The organism is Xanthobacter sp. SG618 (assembly GCF_012932745.1).
Classification (GTDB): Bacteria; Pseudomonadota; Alphaproteobacteria; order Rhizobiales; family Xanthobacteraceae; genus Xanthobacter; species Xanthobacter flavus.
Genome location: NZ_JABBHL010000006.1, coordinates 280,585 through 298,754 on the forward strand (window position 1 = coordinate 280,585; position 18,170 = coordinate 298,754).

At 68.0% G+C, this 18,170-nt stretch carries 17 protein-coding genes and 1 pseudogene; 16 read left to right on the forward strand and 2 right to left on the reverse strand.

Annotated elements, in window-relative coordinates:
- Positions 1-139: 139 nt before the first annotated feature.
- From FHT36_RS17610 to FHT36_RS17660, 11 genes are all read left to right on the forward strand, one after another.
- Positions 140-3,103, forward strand: coding sequence for a bifunctional diguanylate cyclase/phosphodiesterase (locus FHT36_RS17610; protein WP_281408797.1), 2,964 nt, complete (start codon positions 140-142; stop codon positions 3,101-3,103).
- A gap of 160 nt (positions 3,104-3,263) precedes the next feature.
- Positions 3,264-3,989 carry an enoyl-CoA hydratase/isomerase family protein gene (locus tag FHT36_RS17615; RefSeq protein WP_169123783.1) on the forward strand — a complete coding sequence of 242 codons (726 nt, stop codon included), beginning with the start codon at positions 3,264-3,266 and terminating at the stop codon, positions 3,987-3,989.
- 21 nt (positions 3,990-4,010) lie between these two features.
- Positions 4,011-5,021 (forward strand): NAD(P)-dependent oxidoreductase, encoded by a 1,011-nt coding sequence (locus tag FHT36_RS17620; RefSeq protein WP_169123784.1) that lies wholly within the window; start codon positions 4,011-4,013, stop codon positions 5,019-5,021.
- Positions 5,018-5,824, forward strand: coding sequence for an N-acyl homoserine lactonase family protein (locus FHT36_RS17625; RefSeq protein ID WP_169123785.1), 807 nt, complete (start codon positions 5,018-5,020; stop codon positions 5,822-5,824). Before FHT36_RS17620 ends, FHT36_RS17625 begins: the two co-directional genes overlap by 4 nt.
- 59 nt (positions 5,825-5,883) lie before the next feature.
- The gene (locus tag FHT36_RS17630; protein ID WP_210257827.1) at positions 5,884-6,666 is read left to right on the forward strand and encodes a GntR family transcriptional regulator; all 783 of its coding nucleotides are present in this window, start codon (positions 5,884-5,886) and stop codon (positions 6,664-6,666) included.
- A gap of 114 nt (positions 6,667-6,780) precedes the next feature.
- Entirely contained in the window at positions 6,781-7,593 is an 813-nt protein-coding gene (locus FHT36_RS17635) for an alpha/beta fold hydrolase (RefSeq protein WP_169123786.1), read from the forward strand.
- Between the two features lie 25 nt (positions 7,594-7,618).
- Entirely contained in the window at positions 7,619-8,548 is a 930-nt protein-coding gene (locus tag FHT36_RS24905; protein ID WP_169123787.1) for an NAD(P)-dependent oxidoreductase, read from the forward strand.
- Between the two features lie 163 nt (positions 8,549-8,711).
- Positions 8,712-9,758 (forward strand): ABC transporter substrate-binding protein, encoded by a 1,047-nt coding sequence (locus tag FHT36_RS17645; protein ID WP_169123788.1) that lies wholly within the window; start codon positions 8,712-8,714, stop codon positions 9,756-9,758.
- A gap of 74 nt (positions 9,759-9,832) precedes the next feature.
- Positions 9,833-10,705 carry an ABC transporter ATP-binding protein gene (locus FHT36_RS17650; protein ID WP_246702284.1) on the forward strand — a complete coding sequence of 291 codons (873 nt, stop codon included), beginning with the start codon at positions 9,833-9,835 and terminating at the stop codon, positions 10,703-10,705.
- Positions 10,706-10,793: 88 nt separating this feature from the next.
- Entirely contained in the window at positions 10,794-11,555 is a 762-nt protein-coding gene (locus FHT36_RS17655) for an ABC transporter permease (RefSeq protein ID WP_169123878.1), read from the forward strand.
- A gap of 46 nt (positions 11,556-11,601) precedes the next feature.
- On the forward strand, positions 11,602-12,006 hold the full coding sequence (locus tag FHT36_RS17660; RefSeq protein ID WP_169123789.1) for a carboxymuconolactone decarboxylase family protein: 405 nt from the start codon (positions 11,602-11,604) through the stop codon (positions 12,004-12,006).
- A gap of 18 nt (positions 12,007-12,024) precedes the next feature.
- On the opposite strand, the gene FHT36_RS17665 is transcribed toward FHT36_RS17660, so the two are convergent.
- On the reverse strand, positions 12,025-12,339 hold the full coding sequence (locus FHT36_RS17665) for a hypothetical protein (RefSeq protein WP_169123790.1): 315 nt from the start codon (positions 12,337-12,339) through the stop codon (positions 12,025-12,027).
- 75 nt (positions 12,340-12,414) lie between these two features.
- Positions 12,415-13,329, reverse strand: coding sequence for a LysR family transcriptional regulator (locus FHT36_RS17670; RefSeq protein WP_169123791.1), 915 nt, complete (start codon positions 13,327-13,329; stop codon positions 12,415-12,417).
- 106 nt (positions 13,330-13,435) lie between these two features.
- Between FHT36_RS17670 and FHT36_RS17675 the strand changes: the two are divergent.
- The 5 genes and pseudogenes from FHT36_RS17675 to FHT36_RS17695 form a co-directional block, all read left to right on the forward strand.
- Positions 13,436-13,735 (forward strand): annotated as a pseudogene (locus FHT36_RS17675) (Dabb family protein); the annotation flags it as partial.
- 139 nt (positions 13,736-13,874) lie between these two features.
- Positions 13,875-14,963: a maleylacetate reductase gene (locus FHT36_RS17680; protein ID WP_169123793.1), complete on the forward strand. Its 1,089-nt coding sequence runs from the start codon at positions 13,875-13,877 to the stop codon at positions 14,961-14,963.
- Positions 14,963-16,327, forward strand: a complete 1,365-nt coding sequence (locus FHT36_RS17685; protein WP_169123794.1) for an amidohydrolase family protein — start codon at positions 14,963-14,965, stop codon at positions 16,325-16,327. Before FHT36_RS17680 ends, FHT36_RS17685 begins: the two co-directional genes overlap by 1 nt.
- Positions 16,296-17,267, forward strand: coding sequence for an NAD(P)-dependent oxidoreductase (locus FHT36_RS17690; protein ID WP_281408798.1), 972 nt, complete (start codon positions 16,296-16,298; stop codon positions 17,265-17,267). Before FHT36_RS17685 ends, FHT36_RS17690 begins: the two co-directional genes overlap by 32 nt.
- Positions 17,264-18,145 carry an intradiol ring-cleavage dioxygenase gene (locus tag FHT36_RS17695; protein WP_169123796.1) on the forward strand — a complete coding sequence of 294 codons (882 nt, stop codon included), beginning with the start codon at positions 17,264-17,266 and terminating at the stop codon, positions 18,143-18,145. Before FHT36_RS17690 ends, FHT36_RS17695 begins: the two co-directional genes overlap by 4 nt.
- The last annotated feature ends 25 nt before the right edge of the window (positions 18,146-18,170 follow it).

The following is an 18,170-nucleotide window of genomic DNA, read 5'->3' on the forward strand; positions in this document are numbered from 1 at the left end:
GAGCGGGCGGATGGTGTAGCGTACCCCTTTGAGGGCGCGTATTTTTTGCACGGCTGACACGCAAAGCTTGAGCTTGGCCGCACCTTCAGCCCCGGATATGTGCTATGAACGGATGCAGGCTTCGGAAAGAAGCGCGCCGATGAAACGCCGCTCGTACATCGCGTCCGTGACGATCGCCTACGCGGTCGGCGCGTTGCTGTGGATCTACCTGTCCGACCGCTTCATCGAGAGCGTCGGGGGCTCCATCGGCTTCGGTGTCTTCTCCACCCTCAAGGGCTTCGTGTTCGTCGCGGTGACGACCGCCCTTCTCTTTTTCGCGCTGCATACCGCCGCCCAGGGCAAGGAAGCGGCCCGGCCCATCCTCATGTTCCGGGGCTGGGTGCTGTTCGCGGTCCTCACGCTCCTCACCCTGCCGGCCGGGCTCATCAGCTATTCGGTCTTTCGGTCGGCCTCCGACACGCTCCTCGGCGAGCGCCGGGGGCAGCTCGAATTCATGACCGAGGCTGTGGCGCGGTCCATTGATGCGGAAGTGGCGCGGCGGATGCTGGAGGCGACGCCGCACGTGGCGCAAGCGCCGCAGGCGACCCTGCTCGCCATCGTCACCAACGGCAGCGCCGGCTTCAGCCGGCTGCAGGACTTCGCCGGCCTGATGGGCGACAGCGCCCGGGTGCTCATCGCCAGCAAGACCGGCAGCGACGGGCGATGGATGATCGCCGGGGCGCAGCAGGCGCTGCCCGAAGCCCTGGTGCCCCTCGCCGCCGATGGAGCGGACGGCCTTGCCGCCGATATCGTCAGCCCTCCCGGCGGCGAGCCGCTGCTGGCGGCGGCTGCGATGATCCCCGCGGCCAATGCGGTGCTCGTCGCGACCGTCGCCACGGCCGACGTGGTGGACGATGTCCGGGGCGTCGCCTTCCTCTCCGCCATGACGGCCGCCGCCTGCCTGCTGGTGGCGGGCGTGCTCACGCTGCTCTTCATCCAGCGCCAGCGGCTGCGCGTCGCGCTGGCGGAAGCCGACCAGAAGGCCGCGCTCCATGCGGCGGAGGAGCGCTTCCGGGCGACCTTCGAACAGGCGGCCGAGGGCATCGCCCATCTCGACCTCGACGGGCGCTTCCTGCGGGTCAACGAAACCCTCTGCGCCCTCCTGGGCTATGGCCGGGCGGAGCTGCTCGGGCGCAGCTATGCCGACGTGCGGCCGAACATCCGGGCCGGGGCGGGCGGGACCAGCCGCGAGGCCGTCGCGTCGCTGCCCTCGGGGACGGTGGTGGAGGCGCGCGGCGACCAGCCCCACCTCACCCGTGCCGGCGAGGAGATCTGGCTGTCCTGCGTCCAGTCCATCGCCCGCGACACCCCGGAGGACGCCGGCTACATCATTCTCATGGTCTCCGACGCCACGGCCCGCCGCACCGCCGAGCATCACCTGACGCTGGCGCAGGCGGTGTTCACCAACACCCAGGAGGGGCTGGTGGTGACGGACCTCGCCGGGCGGATCACCGCGGTCAATCCGGCCTTCGTCGCCATCACCGGCCACCAGGAGGCCGAGATTCTCGGCCAGAACATGCGGTTCCTCAGCTCCGGGCGGCACGACCGGCTGTTCTACCAGCTGCTCTGGACCGCCCTGAAGGACACCGGCGTCTGGCGCGGCGAGATCTGGAACCGCCGCAAGGATGGCACGCTCTACCTGCAGCAGACGGTCATCAGCACGGTCTATGGCCGCACCGGCGCGGCCGAAAGCTATGTGGGCGCCTTCAACGACATCACCCAGGCGCGCAAGTCCGAGATCGAGGTGGACCGCCTGACGCGCTACGATCCGCTCACCGGCCTGCCCAACCGCACCCTGACCTATTCCCTCATCGAGCACGAGCTGACCCGCGAGGGCACACGATGCGCGGTGCTCTACATCGACATCGACCACCTGAAGACCATCAATGACAGCCTCGGCTTCGCCGCCGGCGACACGGTGCTGCGCGCCGCCGCCCAGCGCATCCGCAGGACGGCGCCGGAGGATGCCACCATCGGGCGCTACGGCGCCGACGAGTTCGTGGTCGTGATCGACGCAAGCGAGGGCCCGCAGGCGGTGGTGAGCCTCGCCGTCCGCCTCATCGAGGCGCTGGGCGAGCCGTTCGCGGCGGAGGGCGTCAGCGACCTGTTCGTCAATGCTAGCATCGGCATCAGCCTCTTCCCCGAGGACGCCAGCGACGCCGACACCCTGCTCCAGCACGCCCATTCCGCCCTGTTCGAGGCCAAGAGCAGGGACGGGCGGACCTACGCCTTCTACACCGACGCCCTGACCCGCGACGCGCGGGCGCGCATCCAGCTGGTGGCGAACCTCAGGCGGGCGCTGACGGAGCACGAATTCACCGTCCACTACCAGCCCATCGTCCGGCTCGAGGACCAGACCATCGTCGGCGCCGAGGCGCTGGTGCGGTGGATCACCCCCGAGGGCGAGATGATCGGCCCCGACCGCTTCATCCCCGTCGCCGAGGAGACCGGCCTCATCGTCCCCCTCGGCGACTTCGTGCTGGCCGCCGCCTGCACCCAGATGGCGCGGTGGCGGAAGGCCGGGCTGCCGTGCGCCTTCGTCGCGGTGAACATCTCCGCCGGGCAGCTCAGCGCCACCGACATCTGCGCGAAGACCGAGGCGGCGCTCGCCGCCTCCGGGGTGCCGGCTGACAGCATCGAATTCGAAATCACCGAAAGCATGCTTTTCGGCGCCGATTCCGGTGCTGAATCGAAGCTGAAACGCATCACGGAACTGGGTGTCAGGATCGCCATCGACGATTTCGGCACCGGCTATTCCTCCCTCGCCTACCTCAAGCGCTTCCCCATCTCCCGGCTGAAGATCGACAAGAGTTTCGTGGATGACCTGCCCCTGTCCGTGGTGGACGGCGAGCTGGTGCGCGCCATGATCGAGATGGGCCGGGCGCTTCATATCGAAGTGCTCGCGGAGGGGGTGGAGGACGCCGGCCAGATGGCCTTCCTCGCCACCAATTGCTGCACCTACGGGCAGGGCTTTTTCTGGAGCCGCCCGCTGCCCCCGGAGCGCTTCGAGGCCTTGTTTTCCAACGCCTCCCAGATCTCCTGGCCGCGCGCCGGCTCGGCCTGAGCAGGGGGCATTCGCGGGGTCCGGCCGGCGCTCTGGGTCTGCATTTCCTCGCGCATTATTGTCGTACAATCAGTTTACATTCTCCGGCCGTGGTGCCACACTCCCTCCCGATCAGAAAAACAAGGCGGCCCGCCAGAGGGCCGCGCAGGGAGCCCCGGGAATGGCCGTTCGCGTCGAGGAAAAAAGCAATGGCGTCATCGTCCTGACGCTGGTGGGACAAGGCGAGCCGAACCATCTGGACACCGAGGCCCTTCTGGATCTCGCCGAGACCGTCAAAACCCTTGCGAATCAATCGGGTATGCGGGCCCTGGTGGTCACCGCCCAGGGCGCCAACTTCTGCGGCGGCCGCATCGGCAAGAAGGGCCTGACCCGGGCCTCCGACGTGGCGGAAGACCTCAACGCCATCCTCAAGGTGAATGCCGCCTTCGCCGCCCTGCCGGTGCCGACAATCCTTGCGGTGGAAGGCCTTGCGCTCGGTTGGGGCTTCGGCATGTCGGCCCAGGCGGACTATGTGGTCGCGGCTGAGAATGCCCGCTTCGCCTTGCCGGAAATGTCCCACGGCATGCCGCCGCTGATCGTGCTGTCCTACCTGTTCCGCTTCGTCTCCTACAAGAGGGGCTTCGAGCTCTCCCTCTCCAGTCGGGAAGTTTCCGCTGCGGACGCCGAGGGTTATGGCATCGTCACATCCGTTGTCCCACCCGGCGCCGCGCTCGCCGAAGCGCTCCGGGTCGCCGATTTCGTCGCCGCCCAGGACCCCATGTCCATCACCCTGCTGCGCAAGTTCGGCCGCGAGGCCGCCGGCCTCTCCGATCCGCAGCGCAGCGAATACGCGGTCTCGCTCATGAGCGTCCTGCTCGCCGAGCGGGCGCAGAAGGCCCATGGCTGAAGCCGGATCGGGAGGCTGCCCATGCGCGTGCTGGTGACGGGAGGATCCGGCTTTCTCGGAAGCCATGTGGCTGCGGCGCTAGCCCAGGCCGGGCATAACGTGGTGAGCTACGACATGGCTGCGCCGGGGCCGGAAGCCCTCGCCACGCTCGCCGCCGCGGGAGTGGAGGGCGTCCTCCATGCTCCGGGGCAGACCACCGACCTCGCGCGTCTCATGGACGTGTGTCGGACCGAGCGGATCGAGGCCATCGTCCATAGCGCCGGCATCGTGGGGCTGGAGACCTCCCTCGCCCAGCCGGCGGCGACCTACCACACCAACATCACCGGCATGGTGAATGTGTGCGAGGCGGCCCGGCAGCTCGGCATGGCGCGGCTCGTCTACCTGTCCAGCAATGCCGCATACCATGGCGGGGACGGCTCGCCGCTGAAGGAGACGGACCCGGTTTTCTCGGTGGTGCAGGGCAACCCCGCTGGTCACTACGGCACCACCAAGATGGCCTGCGAGGCCATCGGCCTCGCCTATTCCTCCTTCCACGGGGTCGACGTGCTGGCGCTGCGCGTGACCGCCATCTACGGCCTCGGCATGCGGACGCCGATGTTCATCAAGCCCATGGTGGAGGGTGCGGTGCTCGGCCATCCCGTACGGTTCGTGACCGGCGGGCCGATGAAGCGCGACTACACCTACGTGCCGGACTGTGCCAGGGCGGTCGTGCGTGCCCTCGCTGTGCCGGCCCCGGCCGAAGGAGCGCAGCGTGTCTTCAACGTGGCGGCGGGGCAGGCGACGGCGGCCGCAGAGGTGGCGCGGATCGTCCGGCAGGTCGTGCCGGGCGCGGATATCGAGATCGGTGACGGGCTGTCGCCACTGGAGGAGGTGAATGCGCGCATGCGCGCCTCCCTCGACATTTCCGCAGCCCGCGCGGTGCTCGGCTGGGCGCCGGCATTCACGCTGGAACAGGGCATCCGCGACTATGTGGAGCGCTACCGCGCCTTTGCCGGCGCTACCGGGGCTTACTCGAAGGGGCAGGCGGCATGAGCGAGCAGGCGATCCCCACCTATGACGTCTTCGCCATCCGCTATGCCACGCGAGATGCGAAGCGGGCAGATAATTTCATCGGCGGCGATTCCCATGACGCGCCCATGCCGCTCGACTATTACGTCTGGGCCATCGTCGGCGAAGCGCGCAGCTTCGTGGTGGATACGGGCTTCAATGCCGAAGTCGCAGCCCGCCGCAAGCGCGATTTCCTGCGTTGCCCGGCAGAGGCGCTGAAGCTGGTGGGGCTTGATCCGGCGACCGTGCAGGACGTGATCCTCACCCACCTGCATTACGACCATGTGGGCAATTTCGACCTCTTCCCCGCCGCGACCTTCCACCTGCAGGAGGCGGAGATGCACTATGCGGTGGGACGCTACATGCGCTACCGCCGCCTCCGCCATTCCTTCGAGGTGGAGGATGTGGTGGGCATGGTCCGCGCCAACTATGCCGGTCGCGTCAGCTTCTATGACGGCGGTGCGGAACTCGCGCCGGGCGTGACGCTGCATCCCGCGCCCGGGCATTCCGCCGGGCTCCAGTTCGTGCGGGTCAATACCCGCCGCGGACCGGTGGTGCTGGCATCGGACGTGACGCATTTCTATGAGAACATGGACACAGAGCGTCCGTTCGTCACTGCCTTCCACGTGGGATGCATGCTGGAGGGTTTCGACCGGCTGAAGGCCGCCGCCCCCTCGCCGGACCACATCATTCCAGGTCACGATCCGCTGGTGATGCGCCTCTATCGGCCGCCGAAACCGGAACTGGAAGGCATCGTCGTGCGGCTCGACGAGCCGCCCGTCATCTGATTTCGTCAGTGGACACAGCGCATCGAATCCATCGGGACCGCCAGCCAAGGAAGCCAGCTATGACCACGCCAGCCAGCCTTGCGGCCATGCATCAGGCGGCATCGCTCAAGAAGCAGGTGATCGAGGCCCTGCGCACCGCCATTCTCGAGGGTCGCTTCCAGCCGGGCGACCGATTGGTGGAGCGCGAGATCTGCGAGATGTTCCAGGTGAGCCGAACCTTGCTGCGGGAGGCCCTGAGCCAGCTCGCGGCGGAGGGGATTCTGCAGATCATTCCCCATCGGGGTCCCATCGTCGCCATCTACACCGCCGAGGACGCGCGCTCGATCTATGAGCTGCGCGCGACGCTGGAGGAGATGGCGGGCCGCTGTTTCGCTGAGCGGGCCACGGAGGCCGAGCACAAGGCGCTGGAGAGCGCCTTCGCCGCCTTCAGGAAAGCCAGCCGCGGCAAGCCGGGCAGTGATCTCCTGCTGGTGAAGACGGCCTTCTATGCGGCGCTCACGGCCGGCGCGCACAATCCGATGCTGGAGGACATGCTGCGCATGATCCACTGGCGGGTCACCATGCTGCGCGCCCACACACTCTCGCAGCCGGGCCGACTGGCGAAGAGCCTCGGTGAAATCGGCGACATCATGGAGGCCATCGCCCGGCGCGATCCAGAGGCGGCCGGGCAGGCCTGCCGCCGCCATGTGATGAACGCCGCCGCCATCGCGGATGCGGTGCTCACCGCCAAGGAGGCCGAGCGCGATCGCCCGGTCCGCAAGCGGGGCACGAAGGAACCCTCCGCCAGGGACGAGGTGGCTGCCGCTCCGCCCGCCGGCGAGCCGCGCCTCGCCCGCATGTAGTCCGCCTTCAGGCGCGGTCGGCCGCGCCTGTTCCGTCGCTAAAACCCGTGCAGCCGCCTCGAGCGCGCGATTGATGGCGCACGCCCAGCGTGGGCCGCCGAAGGAGCTTGCGTGATGCCCCATGTCGATCCGTCCAGTCCGACGCTTGCGAGGACCACCCCGGAGCTGCATCAGGTGCGCGCCGGTCGCCGCGGGGCTCCGCTGGTGGTGCTCATCCATGCCGTGGCGCTCGACCTGACCTATTGGGACCGGCAGTTCGGCGCGCTCGCCGAGAGCTTCGACGTGATCGCCTACGACCTCGCCGGCCATGGCGCGTCGCCGGCGCCAGGCCAGCCCTTCGGGTTCGACGATGCGGCCGAGGATCTCGCCCGGGTCATCGAAGCGGCAGGAGCAGGACCGGCCTGCGTGGTGGGGCTGTCCGTGGGCGGCATGATCGCCCAGACGCTGGCGCTCGCGCGCCCCGATCTCGTCCGCGCACTGTGCCTCATGGATACGGTCAGCACTTTCGCCGATGCGGGACGGGAGGCCGTGCGCGGGCGTGCGGCGCAGGTGCGGGCGGGCGGCATGGAGGCGATCCTCGCGCCGACACTGGAGCGCTGGTTCACTCCCGGCTTCGCCGCGCGGCGGCCCGACGTGCTCGACCGGGTCGCGAAGACCTTGCGCGCGGCCGATCCCGATGTTCATGCCGCCATGTGGGACATGATCTCGACCCTGGACGTCGCCCCGCGCCTCACTGAGATCGATAGGCCGACGCTGGTGATGGTGGGCGAAAAGGACCCGACGACGCCCGTCGCGGCATCCGAGGTCATCGCGCGCGGCATCCCCGGCGCGCGGCTGGAGATCATCCCCGACGCCTCGCACATGGCGCCGCTGGAAGCCCCGGAGGAGGTGAACCGGCACCTTCTCGGCTTCCTCAACGGTCTCTGACACCGCGCAGCAGCAGGAGGCGCCCGTGCCTATCGGTTTCATCGGCCTCGGCGCCATGGGCGCCCCGCTGGCGACGCGGCTCATGGAGGCCGGTCACGAACTGGTCATCCATACCCGCCGACGCGAGGCTGCGGCGCCCTTCGAGGCGCTGGGCGCACTCTGGGTGCCGACGCCGGGCGATGTCGCGGCAAAGGCGAGCGAGATCTTCACCATGCTGCCCGGCCCGGCCGAGGTCGAGGCGGTGGTGTTCGGCGCCGACGGCCTCGCTGAGGGGCTTTCGGCCGGCGCGACGCTCATCGACATGACCACCAGCGCGCCGGCTGCGGTGCGTGCGCTGGGGGAGCGCCTCGCGGCCCGTGGTGTCGCCCTGCTGGACGCGCCGGTGAGCGGCGGGCCCAAGGGCGCGCGCACGGGCCGGCTGGCCATCTGGGTGAGCGGGAGTGAGGCCGCATTCGAGACCTGCCGGCCGCTTCTCGACCTGCTCGGCGACCGGGTGATGTTCCTCGGTGCGCTCGGCGCGGCGACCACGGCGAAGCTGGTCCACAACAGTGCGAACTACGGCATCCAGATGGTTCTGGCGGAGGTCATCACCATTGGCGTCAAGGCAGGCGTGGACCCCGCTGTCCTGTTCGCCGCGATTCGGGAGGGATCGCTCGGGCGCCAGAATGTCGTGGACCGCCTCGCCGACCAGTTTCTGCCGGCGGCCTTCGACGAGGTGTCGTTCGCGCTTGATCTCGCGTTCAAGGACGTGTCGCTGGCTGTGGCCCTCGCGCAGGAGGCCGGTGTTCCGGCCCGGTTCACCGCGATGACGCTTGCCGACATGACGGAGGCGCGCAACCGGGGCTGGGGGAAAAGGGATTCCCGCGTCGCCATGCTGGTTCAGGAAGAGCGCGCCGGCGTCGCGATCAAGGTCGATCGCGAGACGCTGGACGGGATTCTGAACAGGGGAAAGTAAAGTCGACTTCCTGCTGGAAGGCCGGGCGACGGAAAGTCAGCCGGACGTGGTTGACATCCATCACATTGGCCATATTGTCATACAATAAGTCAGAAAATGAAGAGGGCGCCAAGCGCCCCTCAAGCGACGCCGCCAAGCAAATGTCGCATCCGTGGAGGAAACAATGTCCATCGTCAGAAGCATCATCGCCGCCGGATGGATGGGCCTTGCCCTCCTGCCGGGAGCGGCCGGGGCCGCCGGCCTGGAGAAGCCGAAGATCTCGATCGCGGTCGGCGGCTCCATCAGCCAGATGAACAAGATCGCGTATTTCATCGCGCTGAATAAGAAATACTTCGAGGACGAAGGCCTTACCGTGGATTCCACGGCCTTCAGCTCGGGCACCGCAGCCCTCCAGGCCGTGGTGGCGGGCGGCGCCGATATCGGCGAAGGGGCCTACGAGCACATGCTGCGCCTGCAGTCCAAGGGGCAGGACCTCACCTGCATCACCGTCTTCGGTCGCTATCCCGGCAATGTACTCGCAGTGCGCACGGCGAAGGCGGACAGCATCAAGGGCGTCAAGGATCTCAAGGGCAAGAAGATCGGCATCTCGGCGCCGGGCGCCTCCACGCAGAATTTCGTCGCCCAGCTGCTGGAGCGGGCCGGCGTGAACTGGAAGGATGCGAGCTTCATCTCCATCGGCACCGGCCCGAGCGCGGTCGCCGCCATCCGCACCGGCACCGAGCTTGACGCCATCGTCAATCTGGACCCCGCCATCACCTCGCTCACCGACGCGAAGGAAGTGGTGGTGCTGGTGGACAGCCGGAACGCGGAAGGCTCGCAGATCGCCTTTGGCGGCCCCTATCTGGCTGATTGCCTCTACGCGCGCACCGACTTCATCAAGGCCAATCCGAACACGTCGCAGGCCGTGTCCAATGCTCTGGTCCGGGCCATGCAGTGGCTGAAGACCGCCAGCATCGACGATATCATCGCCTCGGTTCCTGCCGAGTATTACAAGGCCGACGAGGCGCTCTACCGCAAATCGCTGCAGCAGAACCTTTCCGCCTTCCAGTGGGATGGCATCGTGACGCCGGAGGCGGCGAAGAACGTGCTCGCCACCATCTCGGTGATGGAGCCGGCGCTGAAATCGGCCAGCCTCGACATCCCGCGCACCTATGACAACAGCCTCGTGGAACGCGCGCTGAAGAAATACGGCCCGGCCGCGAAGCACTGATGTGTCGCCGAGGGGCCGGTACCGGCCCCTCGTTCCCGCGCCCCCCAGTTCCCGCGCCCTCAGGGAGACGTTCCATGACCTTCGGCCTTCAACCGGAAGCCGGCGCCGTCCGCATGCCGGCGCCCGTCGGCGACCTCTCTGCCCATGCCGGCCCGCCGCCGGCCCTCCTGTTCGATCACGTCTCGGTCCGCTTCGGCGCCTATACGGCGGTGAACGATGCCAGCCTCCAGGTGGGAGACGGCGAGTTCGTTTCCATCGTCGGTCCCACCGGCTGCGGCAAGTCCACCCTGCTGAATGTCGCCGCGGGGCTGCTCGAGCCCTCCGAGGGCGACATCTGCGTCTATGGCCGGTCGCTGGAGGGCATCAATGCGGATGCCGGCTATCTCTTCCAGGCGGACGCGCTGATGCCCTGGCGCACCGCGCTGTCCAACGTCATCACCGGCCTCGAATATGCGGGGACGGAGCGCAAGGCGGCCGAGCGGCTGGGAAACGAGTGGCTCGCCCGGGTCGGGCTTTCCGGACATGGCGAGCGCTTCCCGCACGAAATGTCCGGCGGAATGCGCAAGCGCGTCGCGCTGGCGCAGACGCTCATTCGCGATCCCAAGATCGTACTCATGGACGAGCCGTTCAGTGCCCTGGACGTGCAGACGCGCGTGCTGATGGAAAATGAGCTGCTCCAGCTCTGGACCACCTATCGCAAGTCGGTGCTGTTCATCACCCATGACCTGGAGGAGGCGATCTCCCTGTCGGACCGGGTCATCATCCTCTCCGCCGGCCCCTCCACGCATCCCATCGCCGAGTTCCGCATCGACCTGCCGCGGCCGCGCGACGTCGCCGAGATCCGCATGACGCCGCGCTTCGTCGAGCTCTACCACCAGATCTGGGACGCCATGAAGGAAGAGGTCCTGAAAGCCTATGAGCGAAATCAGCGCAAACTTGCGGACTGACGCCGTGATCGCCGATCCCAGCGCCTCCGGCCGCACTGCTCCCGGCCGCCCCGCCGCCCGCCCGCAGCGGCGTCCCCGCCGGCGCGCGATGCCGGGCCCCATCGTCCTCACGGCACTCCAGGCGGCGATGTTCGCCGCCCTCATCATCGCCTGGTATGTGCTGGTGCGGGCCAAGGCCCTGCCGGTCTTCTTCTTCGGCGATCCGGTGCTGGTGTTCCAGCAGATCGTCAGCTGGTTCTTAACGGGCGAGATCTTCGTCCATCTCGCGACGACACTGATCGAGACGCTGCTCGCCTTCCTGCTCGGCGTGGCGTCGGGCATCGGCATCGGCCTGTGGCTCGGCCTCTCGCCGCTCACGGCAGCCCTCTTCGATCCCTACATCAAGGCCCTGAACGCCATGCCGCGGGTTATCCTCGGCCCCATCTTCATCGTCTGGTTCGGCCTCGGCATCGGCTCCAAGGTGGCGCTGGGCGTGACGCTGGTGTTCTTCGTGGTCTTCTTCAACGTCTTCCAGGGCGTGCGGGAGGTGAACCCGGTCATCCTCGCCAATTCGCGGATGCTGGGTGCCAACCGGCGCCAGCTTCTCACTACCGTCTATATCCCTTCGGCGTTGAGCTGGGTGTTCTCCAGCCTGCACATGTCGGTGGGCATGGCCTTCGTCGGCGCGGTGGTGGGCGAATATCTCGGCTCGGCCCGGGGTGTCGGCTACCTGATCCTCCAGGCGGAGGCGACGTTCGACGTGAATGCCGTGTTCGCCGGAATTATCGTGCTCACCGTCTTCGCGCTGGTGCTCGATCTTGCAGTGACCCTCGTCGAGAAACGCCTCATCGTCGGCAAGCCGAAATCCTGACCCGCTCCCCCCTTAACGCCACGCCTATACATCCAGGAACAGTCAGATGACCGAAACGACCGAAGCCGCCAGCCTGCTGCACAAGGGCATGGAGATCCGCAAGGCAGTGCTGGGCGCCGCCCACGTGGAGCGCTCCATGGCCAATGTGGACGAGTTCGCCCGCCCCCTGCAGGAACTGGTCACCGAATATTGCTGGGGCGCGATCTGGGGCCGGCCGGGGCTGGAGCGCAGGACGCGCAGCATGCTCAACATCGTCATGCTGTCGGCGCTGAACCGTCCGCATGAACTCAAGCTCCACGTCCGGGGCGCGCTGACCAATGGCGTCACCCGTGACGAGATCCGCGAGGTGGTGCTGCAGATCGCGATCTATTGCGGTGTTCCGGTGGCGCTGGAAACCTCGCGCATCGCGCAGGAGGTGTTCCGCGAGGTCGATGCCGCCGCGGCCGGCTGAGGATCGTCGCCGCCATCGCTAGTCCGGCGGGGAGGAGCCGACAGGCGCCACCTTCCCGCCGGGGCGGTGCAGCAGGGTCAGCGACAGGAAGGCGCCGATCCACGAGCCCGCTGCCGCGAAGACCACATAGACCCAGTTCTCCGTGTAGCTGATGACGGCGAACGAGGAGAGCATGTACCAGACGCTCGACCAGTTGGCCGCCGAGAGGCGTCGTCTCGCCACCACGGCCGAGGTGAAGGCCACGTAGCAGGCGTCAGTGGCGGCCGTGGCGATGAAGACCCCGAGCGCGATGAGCGGGTCGAGGGCTGAAAAGGCACCGAGGATGTGCTGCATGGGCCGCCCGGAAGGCAAGGGGTGTCGGATCACCCCATCATGGCGAAACCCCACGCCCCGGCAACACGCGCCGGATCACGCCGACCAGATGCCGCTGCTCGAGACCTGCCGCACATAATTGACGAGAAAGTCGGTGAACACGCGGATCTTCGCCGGCAGGCGCTCGCGGTTCTGATAGGCGATGTTCATGGTCAGCATGGGCAATTGCCAGTCCTGCATCACCGCCACCAGCCGGCCGGACGCGAGGTCGTCCTGCACGATGTAGAGCGGCTGGATGAGGATGCCGAGGCCTGAAAGGGCCGCCTGCCGGATCACCTGCCCGTCATTGCAGTCCAGCGCGCCGGTGATGCGCACGGTGCGTTCCACGTCGCCCTTGGTGAGGCGCAGCGAGAACGGGTCCTGCGCGAGGTTGTAGACCAGCATGTCGTGCCGCGTGAGGTCGGCCGGCTCGCGCGGACGGCCATGCTCCTCCAGATAGGTCGGCGAGGCGGCCAGCACGCGTCGCATCCGGCCCAGGCGGCGCACGATGATGTTGGTGTCCGGCTCGTGCAGGCGGGTGCGGATGGCGACGTCGATGCCGGCCTCGATGAAGTCGAGGTATCGGTTCGCCACCGCGATATGCACGTTGAGCTTCGGATAGAGCTTGCGGAACTCAGGCAGCATGGGCGCGAGATAGATGGTGGCGAAGGAGAGCGAGCTCGTCACCCGCAGCAGGCCCTGCGGGGCGAGGGTGTGCTCGTTCACCGCCTCCTCGGCCTCCGCCAGCTCGGTCAGCAGCGTGCCGCTGCGCTGGTAGAATTCCTGTCCCGCCTCGGTCAGCCAGAGGCGGCGCGTGTTGCGCTCCACGAGGCGCGCGGCAAGGCGCTCCTCCAGGGCCGCGAGATGCCGGCTCGCCGCCGCATTGGACATGCCCAGTGCCTCCGCCGCGCGCGAGAGGCTGCGCAACTCGGCCGTCTTCACGAACACCTCGAGCTGGGTGAAGCGATCCATATTTCCACTTCGCGCAAAAGACAGTTCCGGAAAATCCCGTTTATTTCCGCTGTGCGCAAGTCAAAACTCACATCCAACGAAAGACCAATAGGTCGAGGAAACGCCAATGATGGGACCCATCCGCCACATCGTGATGTGGCGCGTGAGCGGAGAGACGCGCGAGGAGCGCGCCGCCGCCCGCCAGAAGGTCAAGGCTGCATTCGAAGGCCTGCGCGGCCGCGTCGCCGGCATGACCCGCGTCGAGATCGGCCTCGACATTTCCGATGTCGATTATGCTTGCGACGTGGTGCTGGTGTCGGAATTCGCCACCGCCGCCGATCTAGCGGCCTATGCCTCCCATCCCGAGCATCTGCGCGTGCGCCAGGAACTGGCGGACCTGCGCATCGCGCGCTTCCAGGTGGACTATGTGGCCGAGGACGCCACCTTCGGCGCCATCGAGACCCGCCATCCCACGGCTGCCCCGGTCCCGCATCCCCGCGGCGCCCTCCTCGCCGGCGAGTGACCCTAAGGCGCGCCTCCGTGTGCGTCGCGAACGGATCTGAACCATGATCGAGACCTTCACCTACGAGGCCCTGCCCATCCGCGTCCGCTTCGGTCGCGGTACCGTCGCCGAGGTTGGCGCCGAGGTGGCGCGGCTCGGCGCGCGGCGGGCGCTGGTCCTGACCACGCTGCAGCAGGCGGGCGAGGGCGAGCGCATCGGCGGGCTCATCGGCGAAGCGTGTGCGGGCGTCTTTCCCGGCGCCACCATGCATACGCCGGTGGAGGTGACGGAGCAGGCCCTCAATGCGCTGAAGGCCGCCGACGCCGATTGCGTCGTGGCGCTGGGCGGCGGCTCCACCACGGGGCTCGGCAAGGCGCTGGCGCTGCGCACCGGCGTGCCGCAGCTGGTCATCCCCACCACCTATGCCGGATCGGAGATGACGCCCATCCTCGGCGAGACGCAGGAGGGGCGCAAGACCACCATCCGCTCCCTCGACGTGCTGCCCGAAGCGGTCATCTACGACGTGGACCTCACGCTGACCCTGCCGGCCGGCCTCTCCGCCACCTCCGGCATCAACGCCATCGCCCATGCGGTGGAGGCGCTCTACGCCCGCGACCGCAATCCAGTGATCTCGCTGATGGCGGAGGATGGCATCCGCACCCTCTCCTCCGCCCTGCCCATCCTCATCCACGAGCCGGCGAACATCGAGGCCCGCACCATGGCGCTCTATGGCGCCTGGCTGTGTGGCTGCTGCCTCGGCGCGGTGGGCATGGCGCTGCACCACAAGCTCTGCCACACGCTCGGCGGCACCTTCAATCTCCCGCACGCGGAGACGCACACCATCGTGCTGCCCCATGCGGTCGCCTACAACGCCCCGGCCGCGCCGGAGGCCATGGCCGCCATCACCCGCGCGCTCGGCGCGCCGGATGCGGCGCAAGGGCTGTTTGATCTGGTGCGGGCGCTGGGCGTGCCGCGCGCGCTCTCGGAAATCGGCATGCCGGCTGATGGCATCGATACCGCCGCCGACATCGCCGTGGAGAACCCCTACTGGAACCCGCGCCCCGTCACGCGCGACGGCATCCGCGCCCTCATCGCTCGCGCTTATGCCGGCGAGCGGCCCGTGGCGGCCGAGCGGGCGGAGGAGGCGGTCTGATGGGCACCCGCACCCTCATTTCCGGCGCCACCATCCTGTCGATGGACCCGTCGGTCGGCGATCTGCCGAAGGGCGACATCCTCATCGAGGATGGCCGCATCGCCGCCATTGGTGCGGAGATTGCGGCCGGGGATGCGGAGCGGGTGGATGGGGCAGGGCGCATCTGCGTGCCCGGCTTCGTCAACGCCCACATGCACACCTGGCAGACGGGACTGCGCAGCCTCGCCGCCGACTGGACGCTGCTGGAATATTTCCGCTGGGTGCATGCGGGCCTCGCCACCCGATTCCGGCCGGAGGACATCGGCATCGCGACGCTGGTGGGCGCGCTCGGGCAGATCGATGCCGGCACCACCACGCTGGTGGACTGGTGCCACAACAACCCCACGCCGGACCACACCGACGCCGCCGTCGCCGCGCTCGCCGAGAGCGGCATCCGCGCCGCCTTCTTCCACGGTTCGCCGAAGCCCGATCCCAAGCCCGGCGATCCGCATTTCTCCGAAGTGCCGCATCCCCGCGCCGAGATCGAGCGCCTGCGGCGGGGACCGTTCGCCAGCGACGACGGTCTGCTGACGCTGGGCCTCGCCATCCTCGGCCCCCATTATTCCACCATGGAGGTCGCCCGCGCCGACTTCCGGCTCGCCCGCGAGTTCGGCCTCGTCGCCTCCATGCATCAGGGCGGCGGCGCGGCGAAGACGCCGGGCGGCTGGGAGACGCTGATCGCCGAGGGGCTGGTCGGCCCCGGCATCAACGTCGTCCACGGCAACGACCTCTCCGACGAACTGTTCTCCCGCCTCGTGGACCTCGGCGCCTCCTTCTCGGTGACGCCGGAAAACGAGATGACCCAGGGCCACGGCTTCCCCGTCACCGGCCGCCTCTTGAAGCGCGGCGCGGCGCCCTCCCTCGGGGTGGATCTGGAAAGCGTGCTGGCCGGCGACATGATGGGCGTCGCGCGCATCGCCCTCGGCATGCAGCGGGTGCTGGACAATACGGACAGCCGCCGGGACACCGGCGCCATTCCGCCCACCTCCACGGTGCGGGTGCGGCAGGCGCTGGAATGGATCACCATCGAGGGTGCGCGGATGCTCGGGCTCGACCATCGCATCGGCTCCCTCGCCCCCGGCAAGCAGGCGGATCTCGTGCTCATCGACGCCCGCGCGCTGCACCTCCAGCCGATCCATGATCCCGTCGCCACGGTGGTGATGCAGGCGGGGCGCGGCGACGTGGAAGCGGTGATGATCGCCGGTCGTTTCGTCAAGAAGAACAGGACGCTCGCCGCGAGCGGCATCGAGGAGAAGCTCGCCCGGCTCAAAGCCTCGGGCGCGCGCATCGTCGATGAGCTCGGCCTCGGCAAGAAGGCGGCATGAAAGGCGGCGTGAGGAGAGGATGATGGCTGATACTTTGACTCTCGGCTGGATCGGGCTCGGCAAGATGGGCCTTCCCATCTCCACCCGCCTCGCCGGCACCGGCCGGGACATCGCCGGCTTCGACCGCGATCAGGAGCGCATCGCCGAGGCCGCCGCCGGTGGCGTCACGCCTGCCGGGACGCTGGAGGATGCGGCTGGCCGGGACATTGTCTTCACCTCGCTCCCCGACGACAGGGCGCTCCGCGCCGTAGCGCTGGACGGGCCGCTGCTCTCCGCCATGCGCAAGGGCGCGATCCTGGTGGAGACCTCCACCGTGAGCCCAACCATTTCCGCGGAATTGGGCGCTGCGGCGGAGCAAGCGGGCATCCTCTATCTGCGTGCACCGGTTTCCGGCAACGCGGCCATCGCCCACACCGGCAACCTCACCTGCTTCGTCTCCGGCCCGCGCGCCGCGTTCGACACCTTCCTGCCGGTGGCGCAGGACTTCACCCGCGCCCAGAAGTATCTCGGGACGCAGGAGGAGGCGCGCTACGCCAAGCTCTCCGTGAACCTGATGATCGCCGTCTCCGCCGCCATGATGGGCGAGAGCATCGTGCTCGCGCGCAAGGGCAACCTGGCCTGGCAGGACATCCTCGACGTGCTCACCAACAGCGCGGTGGGCTCGCCCATGGTCCATTACAAGGCCAAGAGCCTGGAAACGCGCGACTTCAATTCCACTTTCTCCTGCCGGCAGATGGCCAAGGACCTCGACCTCATCGTCGGGGCCGGCCACGCCGCCGAGATGGCCATGCCCCTCGCCACGCTCACGCGGGAGATCTACGGCGCGCTCATCGGGCGCGGCGACGGGGAGGCGGACTTCATTGCACCGGTCCGCCTCGCCGAATGGCTTGCCGGACTTGGCGAGCCGGATCTCGACAAGAATGACGGGAGGCTCGCATGAGGAATTTCGACCAATTTTCCATCACCGAGGCGGTGCTGGAGCGCGTCGCCAACGCGCCTGATGCCCGCATCCGCGAGATCAGCGAGGCGCTGGTCCGCCACCTGCACAATTTCATCCGCGAGGTGCGCCCCACCCAGGCGGAATGGGAAAAGGGCATCGCCTTCCTCACCGATACCGGCCACATGTGCACCGGCACGCGGCAGGAGTTCATCCTGCTGTCGGACACGCTCGGTGTCTCCATGCTGGTGGACGCCATCAACCACGACCACCAGACGGCGGTCACCGAGAGCACCGTGCTCGGCCCCTTCTATGTGGAAGGCCCGCCGGAAGTGGCCTGCGGCACCGACATTTCCGGGCATCTCGAAGGCGAGCCCATGTTCGTCTCCGGCTCGGTCGCGACGCTCGACGGCACGCCGCTGGTGAACGCCATTGTCGATGTCTGGCACTCGGACGTGGACGGCTATTACGACGTGCAGCACGAGGAGAACGGCCTTGTGGCCCGCGCCCGCCTTCGCACGGACGATCAGGGCCGCTTCTCCTTCTGGTCCATCAAGCCCGCCGCCTATCCCATCCCGCACGATGGCCCGGTGGGCAAGATGCTGGAGGCGCAGGGGCGCCATCCGTGGCGGCCAGCCCATGTGCATTTCATGATCGAGGCGCCCGGCCACGAGAAGCTCGTGACTCATGTGTTCGTCGCCGGCGACGCCTATCTCGACAGCGACTCGGTGTTCGGCGTGAAGGACTCGCTCATCCGCGATTTCACCGCCCACGCGCAGGGCGCCGCTCCGGACGGGCGAGTGATGGACCAGCCCTGGTGCCAGCTGACCTACGATTTCAAGCTCAACCCCGTCTCCGCCGCGGCTTCGCAGGCGGCGTAACGGGACGGACAGACGCGCAGCAAGC